Here is a 12360-nt window from a genome sequence, read left to right as displayed (position 1 = left end):
TCTACGCCTTGTTGACGAGCGCCAGAAGGTCGCGCCGCACCGTGTCATTGCCGACGATGATGTCGCCCTTGGCCAGCATCTTGTCGCCGCCGTCGAGGTCGGAGACATAGCCGCCCGCCTCGCGCACCAGCACGATGCCGGCCGCCATGTCCCACGGGCTGAGCCCACGCTCCCAGAACGCGTCGAAGCGCCCGGCGGCAACCCAGGCGAGGTCGAGCGCCGCCGAGCCGGTGCGGCGCAGGCCGGCAACCTTGGGGGCGATGGCGCCGTATTCGCGCCCGAACTGGGCGAAGTCGCCCCGGCCCATATGCGGCAGGCCGCAACAGACCACGGCATCGGCGAGGTTGCGCCGGGCGGCAACGCGGATGCGGCGGTCGTTCATGAACGCGCCGGCGCCCTTCTCGGCGACGAAAAGCTCGTCGGTGACAGGGTTGTAGATCACGCCCGCCACCGGCACGCCGTCGCGCGCCAGGCCCAACGAGACGCAGAACAGCGGGATGCCGTGCAGGAAGTTGGTGGTGCCGTCGAGCGGATCGATGATCCAGCGGTGGCTCTCGTCGGCCCCGTCGATCTCGCCGCTTTCCTCCATGATGAAGCCGAAATTCGGCCGCGCCTTGGAGAGCTCGTCGTGCAGGATACGCTCGGCTTTGCGGTCGGCGTTGGAGACGAAATTCGCCGGGCCCTTGAGCGACACCTGCAGGTTTTCCACCTCCCCGAAATCGCGGATCAGGGAGCGGCCGGCCTTGCGGACGGCCTGGACCATGACGGTCATCAGGGGAGTACGGATCATGTCAAATTCCAGATAAAGCGCGATCAGCCGCCGCAGAACGTGTGCTCCTGTGCGCCGCGCGGCGGAGCGCGTCAAGTGCGCACGGCCCCCCGCCGGGCCGGCCAATGGGCGGGGACGGCCAGAGCGGCCCCGGGGTGCCGGGGTTTCCGACGCGCGGTCAGCCCATGCCGACGCCGCCGGAGGGACTGGTGCCGAGTTCGCGGGTCAGCCGCTCCAGCCGCTCGGCGGCGCCGGTGATGCCGCGCGCCACGCGGACCTCCGTCTCGTCGAGGCGCCGCGTCGCGGCGCTGCGGGCGGCGCGCTCGGCGCTCGCCTCCTTCTCCAGCGCCTGGATGCGCCGGCGCGCCTCGCTCAGTTCGTCCGCGAGGGTGATGGCGGCCATGATGCTGAGGCGCTGGTCGCCGATCTCGCCAAAGGCGACGCGCAGCTGCTCGATGCGGGCGTCCACTTCCTCGCCGAGGCCGCTGAGATGATCTTCCTGGCCGTCGTCGCAGGCCATGCGGTAGGCGCGCCCGCCAATGCTGATGGTCACATAGGCCATTGCGTTCCCTCAGCGCTCCTGCGCGGCGAGCACCGCGCGAATGGTTTCCATGGCGCTGCCCAGCCGGCGCGCAACCTCCTCATTGGCACTGTCGAGCCGCTCGGCACGCGCCTGCGCCCCGTCGAGCGCATCGGCGAGGCGGGAACGGTCGGCACCAAGCACATGCAGCTGCTGGGCGAGCGCGGCCTCCTGCCGCTCCACCTCCAGCCGGCGCTCGATGGCGCTCTCAAGGGCCTCGACCGCGCTGTCGAAGCGCCGCAGGGCGGCGTCCACGACGCCTGTCGTCTCGCCCGCCTCAGGCGCGTTCATGACCTCTCCCTTGTTTCGCCCGTCACGGGCGGGAAGCGCGGGCGAAACGGCCCATGGCGACGCTTCGTTCCACCCGTACGTAACGCATTCATCGCGGAACGAATCCGGCAATATTGAGCCTGCGGCGGGCGGCAGCGTCAACTTCGCCGCCGGCAGCCCCGCAACCGACGACTTTCAACAGGCCGCCGGCGACTCGTCCCCCTTGCGGCGCCAGCGAATGACGTTGCCGCAAGGGGGTGTCACAGCGCTGTCTTTGACACCGCGCCCGGTGGTGCTATCACTCGCCAGCCCCGCCCGCATGCTGAGCTGGCCCGCCCGGGAGCACGCCGCCCGGCCTGCGGCACCGAAACGTCGCGCCCTGACACAGCAACCCATCTGCCTCGGAGAGATCCGTCCTCATGTCGAACCGCGAGAAGCACGACCGCATGGCCAATGCCATTCGGGCCCTGGCCATGGATGCCGTCGAAGCCGCCAATTCCGGCCATCCCGGCATGCCCATGGGGATGGCGGATGTCGCCACCGTCCTGTTCGGCAAGGTGCTGAAATTCGATCCGACCGACCCGCGCTGGCCGGACCGCGACCGTTTCATCCTCTCCGCCGGCCATGGCTCGATGCTGCTCTACGCCCTGCTCTACCTCACGGGCTATGAGGGCATGACGCTCGACGACATCAAGAATTTCCGCCAGCTCGGCTCGCGCACCCCGGGTCATCCGGAATATGGCCACACCGTCGGCGTCGAGACAACGACCGGCCCGCTGGGCCAGGGCCTCGCCAATTCGGTCGGCTTCGCGCTCGCCGAGCGCATGATGGCCGCGCAGTTCGGCGGCGACCTCGTCGACCACCACACCTATGTCATCGCCGGCGATGGCTGCCTCATGGAAGGCATCTCGGAGGAGGCGATCGAGATCGCCGGCCGCCAGAAGCTGAACAAGCTCACCGTGCTGTGGGACGACAACCACATCACCATCGATGGCTCGACCGCGCTGTCGGTGGCGACCGACCAGCTGGAGCGCTTCGCCGCCTCGGGCTGGGCGACCACCCGCATCGACGGCCATGACCCGGACGCGATCCTCGCCGCGCTGGAAGCCGCCAAGACCAGCGATAAGCCGACCCTGATCGCCTGCCGCACCACCATCGGCTATGGCGCGCCCAGCAAGGGCGGCACCAATGCCGTGCACGGCGCCCCGCTCGGTGCCGCCGAGATTGCCGCCGCCCGCGCCTTCCTCAACTGGGAATACGAGCCCTTCGTCATTCCCAGCGACGTGCTCGACGCGTGGCGCCTCGCCGGCCTGCGCTCGCGCCAGGCGCACAAGAGCTGGAGCCAGCGCTTCAACGACGCCGACCCGGCGCTGCGCGGCGAGTTCGAGCGCCGCGTGCGCGGCGACCTGCCCTCCAAGCTCGGCGAGACCATTGCCGCCGTGATCGCCAAGGCCCGCGCCGATGGCGGCGCAGTCGCCACCCGCAAATCGTCGGAGATCGTGCTGGAAGCGCTCACCGCCGCGCTGCCGGAAATGGTGGGCGGCTCGGCCGACCTCACCCACTCCAACAACACCAAGACCAAGGCCACCTCGGTCTATGTCGAGCCGCCGAAATATGACGGCCGCTATGTGAACTGGGGCATCCGCGAGCACGGCATGGCGGCGGCGATGAACGGCATCGCCCTGCATGGCGGCTTCATCCCCTATGGCGGCACCTTCCTGGTGTTCTCCGACTATTGCCGCCCCTCCATCCGCCTCGCGGCGCTGATGGGCGTGCGCGTCGTTTATGTGTTCACGCATGATTCGATCGGCGTGGGCGAGGACGGCCCGACCCACCAGCCGGTGGAGCAGATCGCCGCGCTGCGCGCGATTCCCAACCTCCTCGTCTTCCGCCCCTGCGACACGGTCGAAACGGCGGAAGCCTGGAAGCTGGCGCTGGAGCACAAGACCGGCCCGAGCGTGCTGGCGCTGACCCGCCAGAACCTGCCGCTGCTGCGCACCGACGACACCGAGCGCTGCCTCACGGCGCGCGGCGCCTATGAGCTGGCGAGTGCTTCCGACGAGGCGCAGGTCACCCTCTTCGCCTCCGGTTCGGAAGTGTCGCTGGTGATGAAGGCGCGCGAGCAGCTGGAAGCGCAGGGTATCCCGACCCGCGTTGTTTCCGTGCCCTGCTTCGAGCTGTTCCTGAACCAGCCCGAGGAAAGCCGCCGCCAGGTAGTGGGCAAGGCGCCGGTGAAGATCGCCGTCGAGGCCCTGATCCGTCAGGGCTGGGACGAGATCGTCGGCTCCGATGCGGCCTTTGTCGGCATGCACGGCTTCGGCGCCTCCGGCCCGGCCCCGCAGGTCTTTGCCCATTTCGGCATCACCGTCGAAGCCGTGGTCGCGACCGCGCTCAGCCGCCTCAAGCGCTGAGCCAAGCCAATAAGCTATGCAGCTGGCGCATGGTAAATGCGCCAGCCCTGCGTCCCACTGGCAGCGTCAAAAGACCGGCTGGTGTCGTGGCCATCGTCGCGCTATGAGGCCCACGCGCGGATCGTGATGAGACAGCTTACCTGGGGAAAAAACGCATGACGCTCAAGGTTGCCATCAACGGCTTTGGACGCATCGGCCGCAACGTGTTGCGCGCCATCATCGAGTCCGGCCGCACCGATATCGAGGTCGTCGCCATCAATGATCTCGGCCCGGTCGAGACCAATGCGCATCTGTTCCGCTTCGACAGCGTGCATGGCCGCTTCAACGGCACGGTGACGGTCGACGGCGACACGATCAATGTCGGTCGCGGCCCGATCAAGGTGACCGCCGTCCGCAACCCGGCCGAGCTGCCGCACACCGCGCTCGGCGTGGATATCGCGCTCGAATGCACCGGCATCTTCACCGCCCGTGACAAGGCCGCCGCCCATCTCGCGGCCGGCGCCAAGCGCGTGCTGGTCTCCGCCCCGGCGGAAGGCGCCGACCTCACGGTCGTGTACGGCGTCAACCACGACAAGCTGACCAAGGATCATCTGGTCGTCTCCAACGCCTCCTGCACCACCAACTGCCTCGCGCCGGTGGCCAAGGTGCTGAACGACGCCGTCGGCATCGACCACGGCTTCATGACGACGATCCACTCCTACACCGGCGACCAGCCGACGCTGGACACCATGCACAAGGATCTCTACCGCGCCCGCGCCGCGGCGCTGTCGATGATCCCGACCACGACCGGCGCCGCCAAGGCCGTCGGCCTGGTGCTGCCGGAACTCGCCGGCCGTCTCGACGGCACCTCGATCCGCGTTCCGACCCCGAACGTCTCGGTGGTCGACTTCAAGTTCGTCGCCAAGAAGAAGGTGACGAAGGAAGAGATCAACGAGGCGATCAAGGCCGCCGCCGGCGGCCCGCTCAAGGGCATCCTCGGCACCACCGACCAGCCGAATGTCTCGACCGACTTCAACCACGACCCCCATTCCTCGATCTTCCATCTCGACCAGACCAAGGTTCTGGAAGGCAATTTCGTCCGGGTTCTGTCCTGGTACGACAATGAATGGGGCTTCTCGAACCGCATGTCCGACACGGCGGTCGCCCTCGGAAAGCTGATCTGAACAGCCGGCCCGGCCGGGCCTCCCGCCAAGGAGGTCCGGCCGTTTCGCAGATAAGATCAACAATCCCAGGGAGAAGACCATGAGCGAGGCTTCCGCCTTTCGCATCCTCGACGACGCCGACGTCGCCGGTAAGCGCGTTCTCGTGCGCGTCGATCTGAACGTGCCGGTCGACAATGGACGGGTGACCGACGACACCCGCATCCAGGCCGTGCTGCCCACCATCCGCGAAATCTCCGACAAGGGCGGCAAGGTCATCCTGCTCGCCCATTTCGGCCGCCCCAAGGGCGAAGACCCGGCGCTGTCGCTGGCCCCCATCGCTGCGGAAGTGGCGAGCCGGCTCGGCAAGCCCGTCGCCTTCGCCCCCGCCACTATCGGCCCGGTGGCAGAGGAAGCGGTCGCAAAGCTGCAGAACGGCGACGTGCTGCTGCTGGAGAACACCCGCTTCGACAAGCGGGAAGAAAAGAACGACCCCGACTTCGTGGCGGCGCTGGCCAGCCTCGGCGATGTCTATGTCAACGACGCCTTCGCCACCGCCCACCGCGCCCACGCCTCCACCGAAGGGCTCGCGCACAAGCTGCCGGCCTTCGCCGGGCGCTGCATGCAGGAAGAGATCGAGGCCCTGGCCAAGGCGCTGGAGAAGCCGGAACGCCCGGTGCTTGCCGTGGTCGGCGGCGCCAAGGTCTCGTCGAAACTCGACCTGCTCGGCAATCTCGTCGCCAAGGTCGACATTCTGGTGATCGGCGGCGGCATGGCCAACACCTTCCTCGCCGCCCAGGGCAAGGATGTCGGCAAGTCGCTGTGCGAGCATGACCTCACCGGCACGGCGCTGGAAATCCTCGACAAGGCCAAGGCCGCCGGCTGCGACATCGTGCTGCCGGTCGACGCCCTCGCCGCCACCGAGTTCAAGGCGCATGCGCCGCACCGCGTCGCCTCGGTCGACGATATCCGGCCGGACGAGATGATGCTCGATGCCGGCCCGGCCTCGGTGGAAAACGTCGTGGCCCGGCTGAAGGACGCCAGGACCATCGTCTGGAACGGCCCGTTCGGCGCTTTTGAGCTGCCGCCCTTCGACACGGCGACGGTGGCGGTGGCGCGCGCGGCGGCGGAACTCACCGACGCCGGCGGACTTCTGTCCGTGGCGGGCGGCGGCGACACGGTGGCTGCGCTCAACCATGCCGGGGTGGCCGACCGCTTCACCTATGTGTCGACGGCCGGCGGCGCCTTCCTGGAATGGCTTGAGGGCAAGCCCCTGCCGGGCGTCGAAGCCCTGAGACGTTGAAGGACGCCTGGGCGGCGCGGTCCCGTCATTCGGAATCGCTCCGCCCGGTGCTAGTATCCGACCGGTCCGGCCCGCGTTCGCTCCGGCGGCGGTGCCGGCCGGTCAGTTTCGCGCGGGAGAGAGACAATGACTGCAAGCCTCGAAGAGGTCGCGTATAAGCTGGCAGCGGGCGGCAAGGGCCTGCTGGCGGCGGATGAAAGCGCCAGCACCATCAAGAAGCGGTTCGACGCCATCGGCGTGGAATCGACGGAGGAGAACCGGCGCGATTACCGCGAGATGCTGTTCCGCTCCGAGGCGATGACCCAGTATATTTCGGGCGTCATCCTGTTCGACGAGACCATCCGCCAGAAGGCGAAGGACGGCACGCCGCTGGTGAAGCTGATCGAGGATGCGGGCTCCATTCCCGGCATCAAGGTCGATCTCGGCGCCCATCCGCAGCCGGGCTGCCCGGGCGAGACCATCACCGAGGGTCTCGACGGCCTCGCCGGCCGCTTCAAGGAATACTACGACCTTGGCGCCCGCTTCGCGAAGTGGCGCGCGGTGATCGATATCGGCCAGCACATTCCGAGCTACACCTCGATCCTCGCCAATGCCCAGGCGCTGGCACGCTATGCGGCGCTGGCCCAGGCCGCCGGCATCGTGCCGATCGTCGAGCCGGAAGTACTGATGGACGGCGACCACGACATCGACCGCTGCTACGACGTGACCGAGTGGGTGCTGAAGGAAGTGTTCCAGCAGCTCTTCTATGGCCGCGTGAAGCTGGAAGGCGCGGTGCTCAAGCCGAACATGGTCATCGCCGGCAAGAAGTCGCCCAAGCAGGCCTCGGTCGAGGAAGTGGCGGAAAAGACCATCCGCTGCCTCAAGAACTGCGTGCCCTCGGCGATCCCGAGTGTCGCCTTCCTCTCCGGCGGCCAGTCCGACGAAGAGGCCACCGCCCATCTCGACGCGATGATCCGTCAGGGCGGGCTGCCGTGGAACCTCACCTTCTCCTATGGCCGCGCCCTTCAGGCCGCGCCGCAGAAGGCGTGGTCCGGCAAGCCGGAAAACGTCGCCGCCGGTCAGGCCGCGTTCACCCACCGCGCCCGGATGAACTATCTCGCCGCTCTCGGCCAGTGGACGCCGGAAAGCGAAGAGAAGAAGGCGGCCTGAGCCCTTTTCCTCGCAGGCATGAATGTGAAACGCCGCCCTTCGGGGCGGCGTTTTCGTTTCCGCGAAGGGGGTGGGGTGCCGCTTCCATGGCCGGACAGCCGCTGCAAAAGAAAACGCCGCCCCGGAGGGCGGCGCCTTCATAAGCCGGAGGGAGGTCCGCGCTCAGCGGCGACCGCCGAAGCCCCCGCCAAACCCGCCGCCGAAACCGCCGCCGAAGCCGCTATGGAATCCGCCGCCATAGCCGCCGCCGAAGCCGCCACCATAGCCACCGAAATGGTCGCCCCCGCCATAGCCACCGCCGAAACCGTCATAGCCGCCGGCGCGGGCGAAGCTGTCGGCGCGCTGGTCGCCATAGGACTGGTACTGCCGCTGCTGGTTAAGGCGGTCCATCTGCGCGGCATCGGTGTCGTTCGCCCAGCCGCTGCCGGTCTGGCGCTGCCAGCCATTATTGGCGTCGTACTGGTGAATCGAGCCGTCATGGTCGGTGTAGACATTGCCATTGTTCCACGCCACCGCATTGCCAGTCTTGGCGTTGCCGGCGACGCCGCGGCTGTCGACACTGACATGGCCGTTATTGTCGACCACGCCGGTCTCCGAGGCATGGCCGATGCCGGTCGTCGGGTTGTAGCCCGCAGATTCACGCCCGGCGACCGCATTGCCGGTATAGGCATTGCCCGCCACGCCGGCACGCGCTTCGCCATGGGCGCCGGTATAGGGGTTGAAGAAGGCGGCCGAGCGCCCGGCGGCGTAATTGCCGGTCCAGGGATTGAAGGCGGCGGCGGAGCGGCCGGCGAAGTCGGTGCCCCAGCCGGTCACGCCGTGCACGGCGTTGGCGCCCCAGGCGGTGCCATAGGGGCCGACACCCCAGGCATGGTCCCAGGTCGCCGCACCGCCCCAGGCGCCATAGATGTTGGTGCGGGCGATGTCGACGCCGGCCCAGGGGCCGTACCAGGGGCCGGGCCGCCAATAGGGGCCCCACCAGGGATACATCGCACCCCAGCCGAAGGCGGCGTCGTAGCCGAAGCCGAAGCCGGTGGTCCAGGCAAAGGCGGCGTCATAGCCATAGGTCGCCGGGCAGCCATACCAGTACGTGCCGATATAGCCGACGCAGTTATATCCGGTGCCATAGACCACCGTGCCGCCAGGCTCGATCACCACGCCCATATAGCCGGGCGTGTAGCCCACCGTGACCACGTCGGCGGTCGAGGCGTAGACGCGGACATAGGTGACGTAGTGCAGCGGCGAGGACACCGGGATGGTGTAGATCGCGTCCGGCACCACATCTGCCACCATCCACGGGCCGGTCGGCGTCGCCGAGACGAACCATGCGCCCTGGAACAGCGCGTAATAGCGGCCGGGATCGAGCTGGATCACCGGCGTGCGGGTGTTGACCGCCGAGGCGAGGATGGTGCCCTTGATCGGCTCGAACTTCGGCGTCCCGCCATCATACTGGATGGTGAGCTGGGTATCGCGCTTGATCGAGGCGGTCTGCGGCACGGTGGCGGCGATCGCCGCTTCCTTGGCCTGCGGCGTTCCGGGCACCGAGACCAGCGCATTCGCCGCCGGATCGGTGGTGGAAATCTTGGCGAAGCTGGCCGGCAGGCTGGTGCCGGGCACGAAGCTCCACGGCCCGTTGAAGCCGGCGGCGCGGAACCAGCGGCCGGAGATCAGCACGTAATACTGGTTGCTGTCGGGATCGAGGATGAGCGCGTGGTCGGCATTGCCCACGCGCAGCAGCGAGGTGCCACCCACCGGCGTCATCTGCGGCGCGCCGGCGGTGATGACGAGTTCGGTGGGCGTGGTGGAAACGATGATGGCGGGCGGGGTCGCCGGCTTCTGGCCATTGGCCGGCAGCATGGTCTGCGCCGGCTCCTCATAGGTGGCCGTGCTGCCGGCGGCTTCCAGCGCGGGGTCGGGCTGCGCGGTCACCGTCCACGGCCCTTCGACCGACGGCGCCTGATACCATGTGCCCGACGCCTGCAGGTGATAAAGCCCGGCGCTGTCGACCAGCATCAGCGGCTGGGTGTTGACGATGCGCTGGAAGCCCGGCACGCCGTTGACCGGCCGCGGCACCGGCTGCCCCGCGACGAGCACGAGCAGGGTCGGCTTGTCGGCGAAGATGATGCGCGGCGGGGTGTTCTGCACCGGCTGCGTCAGCTCCTTGTCCAGCTGCTTGGTCGCGGCATAGCTGGTCATCAGCTGATCGAGGGCGAAGGTCAGGCCCTGCGGCGAGATGCGCGACTGCAGCGCGTTCAGCAGCACCGCGTTCTGCGAGGCGTCGGTCGGCACATCGACCGAGGTGATGCGGATATTGCTCAGCTGGGCGAGCTTGGACGGCTTGTCGATCGCCACACGCGCGGTGAAGCGGGCGAGGCCGTAGGTCGGGCCGGCGGCGGGTGCGGCAGAAGAGCCCGCAGCGCTGGCGGCGTTCGCGTCGGGCTTCGGCCCGATGGCGACGGCGGCGCGGCCGGAAATCTGGTCGCCGTTCCATTGCTCGATGAGCGGCTGATAGACCTGCATCAGCTTGTCGCCGAGGTCGAAGCTGCGCGGCCAGGCCAGCGCGGCCGGAAGCGCCGACGGCGCGGCGGCGGTGCCGGCCTGGGCCGCCGGGGGCGCCGGCTGCTGCGCCAGGGCGGGCGAAAGGCTCGCCGCGAACGCCGCGGCGATGAAGGCGAGAGACTGGGAATGAAGGCGCATGTTTCCCCCAAACGGGCGGCGGCGATCCGGCGACGGGCCGGTCGGCTTGCTGCGGTAGAGCATTAGCACCGCTGATTCGTAACGATAAGACGCCGTCCGAACACGAAAGCGACGACGAAGAGATCGCCGTTAAAATGTTACCGCAATAAGGCGAAGGCACCGCTTTGCCGCGACCAGGGCGGCGTACTGGACCGCGAAGGGCCCGCCGCGCTACAGAAAGCGCCGCGTGCCGTGCTTTCGCCGCCATCCTCGCCGATGGCTTCCCCCAATGGCTCGTCACAAGACTGTTTCAATGGCTCGCTCCTCCACCCGCCCTGCCTCCGAACCGCCGCGCCCGGCGCCCCGCCTCTATGTGCTTGCCCCGGCCGCCGACGCCGCCGGCATCGCCGCGCAGGCCGAGGCGCTGCGCCAGGCGGCCGCTGAGGTCGACATCGCCGCCGTGCTGCTGCGGCCCGCCGCCGGCGCGGCCGCGACGACGCTCGCGCCGCTGCTAGATGCCTGCCAGGCGATCGGTGCTGCGGGCCTTGTCGATGGTGCCGCCACCCTCGTCGCCACGCTCGGGGCCGATGGCGCGCATGTCGACGCGGTCCCGGCGCTGAAGGCCGCCGTCGCCGCGCTGCGGCCGGACGGCATCGTCGGTGCCGGTGGGCTGCGCAGCAAGCACGACGCCATGACGGCGGCCGAGAGTGGCGCGGATTATGTGATGTTCGGCGAGCCCGACGCGGAAGGCCGCCGCCCGCCCTTCGAGGCGACGCTGGAGCGCACCGAATGGTGGGCGCAGCTGTTCGAGCCGCCCTGCGTCGGCTATGCGCGCACGCTGGAAGAGGTCGAGGCGCTCGTCGCCGCCGGGGCCGATTTCATCGCCGTCGACACGCTGGTCTTCGAGGCGCCCATTGAGGGCGCCCGGGCGCTGGCGGCGCGCCTCGTCCTTCCCGCAGAGGCGTCCTGATGCGGAGGGCGTGCGGCAGCGAGCGGGCGCGGGGCGCGGCGGTCTTGGTCGGACTGCTCCTCGCCCACCTGTCGGGCGCCGGCGCGGCATTGGCGCAATCGCCGGCAGCCCCCAAGCCGGCAGCGCCGAAACCCGGCACGCCCAACCCGCTCTCCAACCCGCTTGGCTCGCCCCTCGGCACCCCCAGCACGGCAGCGCCGCTCGGCACCGACCGCGATCCCGCCTTCACCGCCTATCAGCGCGGGCGCTACCGCACGGCACTGGATCTCGCCGTCAGCCAAGCCAATGCACAGGGCGACGCGGCGGCGATGGTGCTGGCCGGCGAATTGCTGTCCCAAGGCTATGGCGTGCGCCAGGATCCCACGGCCGCGCGCAAATGGTACGAGGCCGCCGCCGCCAAGGGCAATGCCGACGCCCTCTTCACCCTCGGCGCCGTGCTCATGGCCTCGCCCACCGTCACCACCAAGGACCAGGCGGTGGAGTTCTTCCGCCAGGCCGCCGAGAATGGCAGCGCCCGCGCCGCCTATAATCTCGGGCTCGTCTATCTCCAGGGCGAGGTGGCGCCGAAGGAACCGGCCATCGCCGCCGAATGGTTCAAGCGCGGTGCCGAGCGCGACCAGCCGGACGCGCTCTATGCGCTGGCGACGCTTTACCGCGACGGCAATGGCGTGCCGCGCGACCCCATCGAATCCGCCCGCCTGCTGCAGCGCGCCAGCGAGATCGGCAATGATGTCGCCACCACCGAGCTCGCCATCGCCGTGTTCAACGGCGTCGGGGTGCCGAAGGACGAGGAGCGCGCCGCCGCCCTGTTCCGCAAGGCGGCGCTCCAGGGCAACGCCATCGCCCAGAACCGCTATGCGCGCATCCTCTCCGCCGGGCGCGGCGTTCCCAAGGATGTGATCGCCGCCGCCGGCTGGCACCTCGTCGCCAAGGCGCAGAAACTTGACGATCCCATGCTCGACAAGCTGGTGGCGAGCCTCACGCCCGAGCAGCGCGCGCAGGCGCAGGCGCGGATCAAGCCTTGGACGCCACCGCCGGCCTATTAGAGTAACCGCCCGTCCTACCGGCAAAGCCCGGCGGCACGTTCCCGCCT

Annotated in this window: 10 protein-coding genes; 6 read left to right on the top strand and 4 right to left on the bottom strand. The window is 68.9% G+C overall.

Annotated elements, in window-relative coordinates:
* Nucleotide 1: 1 nt before the first annotated feature.
* The 3 genes from ACO07Z_RS16100 to ACO07Z_RS16090 all read right to left on the bottom strand — a co-directional run bounded on the left by ACO07Z_RS16100 (nucleotide 2) and on the right by ACO07Z_RS16090 (nucleotide 1640).
* Entirely contained in the window at nucleotides 2–790 is a 789-nt protein-coding gene (locus ACO07Z_RS16100) for an inositol monophosphatase family protein (protein ID WP_244450617.1), read from the bottom strand.
* Between the two features lie 157 nt (nucleotides 791–947).
* The gene (locus ACO07Z_RS16095) at nucleotides 948–1331 is read right to left on the bottom strand and encodes a cell division protein ZapA (protein ID WP_421699628.1); all 384 of its coding nucleotides are present in this window, start codon (nucleotides 1329–1331) and stop codon (nucleotides 948–950) included.
* A gap of 9 nt (nucleotides 1332–1340) precedes the next feature.
* Entirely contained in the window at nucleotides 1341–1640 is a 300-nt protein-coding gene (locus tag ACO07Z_RS16090) for a DUF4164 domain-containing protein (RefSeq protein WP_244450615.1), read from the bottom strand.
* A 398-nt stretch (nucleotides 1641–2038) separates the two neighbouring features.
* On the opposite strand from ACO07Z_RS16090, the gene tkt reads away from it, so the two are divergent.
* The 4 genes from tkt (at nucleotide 2039) to ACO07Z_RS16070 (ending at nucleotide 7621) form a co-directional block, all read left to right on the top strand.
* Nucleotides 2039–4030: a transketolase gene (gene tkt / locus ACO07Z_RS16085; protein WP_421699627.1), complete on the top strand. Its 1992-nt coding sequence runs from the start codon at nucleotides 2039–2041 to the stop codon at nucleotides 4028–4030.
* A 155-nt stretch (nucleotides 4031–4185) separates the two neighbouring features.
* A complete protein-coding gene (gap, locus tag ACO07Z_RS16080; RefSeq protein ID WP_421699626.1) occupies nucleotides 4186–5193 on the top strand; it encodes a type I glyceraldehyde-3-phosphate dehydrogenase in 1008 nt (335 codons plus the stop codon).
* Nucleotides 5194–5272: 79 nt separating this feature from the next.
* Nucleotides 5273–6472, top strand: a complete 1200-nt coding sequence (locus tag ACO07Z_RS16075; RefSeq protein WP_421699625.1) for a phosphoglycerate kinase — start codon at nucleotides 5273–5275, stop codon at nucleotides 6470–6472.
* A 126-nt stretch (nucleotides 6473–6598) separates the two neighbouring features.
* Complete coding sequence (locus ACO07Z_RS16070) at nucleotides 6599–7621, top strand: class I fructose-bisphosphate aldolase (protein WP_421699624.1); 1023 nt, start codon at nucleotides 6599–6601, stop codon at nucleotides 7619–7621.
* Between the two features lie 162 nt (nucleotides 7622–7783).
* Here the strand turns inward: ACO07Z_RS16070 and ACO07Z_RS16065 are convergent, their stop codons facing one another.
* Nucleotides 7784–10318, bottom strand: a complete 2535-nt coding sequence (locus ACO07Z_RS16065; protein WP_421699623.1) for a carbohydrate-binding family V/XII — start codon at nucleotides 10316–10318, stop codon at nucleotides 7784–7786.
* Between the two features lie 292 nt (nucleotides 10319–10610).
* On the opposite strand from ACO07Z_RS16065, the gene ACO07Z_RS16060 reads away from it, so the two are divergent.
* Nucleotides 10611–11267: a thiamine phosphate synthase gene (locus ACO07Z_RS16060; RefSeq protein ID WP_421699622.1), complete on the top strand. Its 657-nt coding sequence runs from the start codon at nucleotides 10611–10613 to the stop codon at nucleotides 11265–11267.
* A gap of 44 nt (nucleotides 11268–11311) precedes the next feature.
* Nucleotides 11312–12313 carry a tetratricopeptide repeat protein gene (locus ACO07Z_RS16055; protein ID WP_421699621.1) on the top strand — a complete coding sequence of 334 codons (1002 nt, stop codon included), beginning with the start codon at nucleotides 11312–11314 and terminating at the stop codon, nucleotides 12311–12313.
* The last annotated feature ends 47 nt before the right edge of the window (nucleotides 12314–12360 follow it).

Source organism: Ancylobacter sp. (assembly GCF_965229075.1).
Lineage (GTDB): Bacteria > Pseudomonadota > Alphaproteobacteria > Rhizobiales > Xanthobacteraceae > Ancylobacter.
The sequence above is the reverse complement of the archived record's forward strand: the minus strand, read 5'-3'. Positions and strand labels throughout refer to the sequence as shown.

Excerpts from the sequence above, each read along its gene's own strand:
- ACO07Z_RS16100 (WP_244450617.1), bottom strand. The coding sequence starts at position 790 with ATGATCCGTACTCCCCTGATGACCGTCATGGTCCAGGCCGTCCGCAAG.
- ACO07Z_RS16095 (WP_421699628.1), bottom strand. The coding sequence starts at position 1,331 with ATGGCCTATGTGACCATCAGCATTGGCGGGCGCGCCTACCGCATGGCC.
- ACO07Z_RS16090 (WP_244450615.1), bottom strand. The coding sequence starts at position 1,640 with ATGAACGCGCCTGAGGCGGGCGAGACGACAGGCGTCGTGGACGCCGCC.
- tkt (WP_421699627.1), top strand. The coding sequence starts at position 2,039 with ATGTCGAACCGCGAGAAGCACGACCGCATGGCCAATGCCATTCGGGCC.
- gap (WP_421699626.1), top strand. The coding sequence starts at position 4,186 with ATGACGCTCAAGGTTGCCATCAACGGCTTTGGACGCATCGGCCGCAAC.
- ACO07Z_RS16075 (WP_421699625.1), top strand. The coding sequence starts at position 5,273 with ATGAGCGAGGCTTCCGCCTTTCGCATCCTCGACGACGCCGACGTCGCC.
- ACO07Z_RS16070 (WP_421699624.1), top strand. The coding sequence starts at position 6,599 with ATGACTGCAAGCCTCGAAGAGGTCGCGTATAAGCTGGCAGCGGGCGGC.
- ACO07Z_RS16065 (WP_421699623.1), bottom strand. The coding sequence starts at position 10,318 with ATGCGCCTTCATTCCCAGTCTCTCGCCTTCATCGCCGCGGCGTTCGCG.
- ACO07Z_RS16060 (WP_421699622.1), top strand. The coding sequence starts at position 10,611 with ATGGCTCGCTCCTCCACCCGCCCTGCCTCCGAACCGCCGCGCCCGGCG.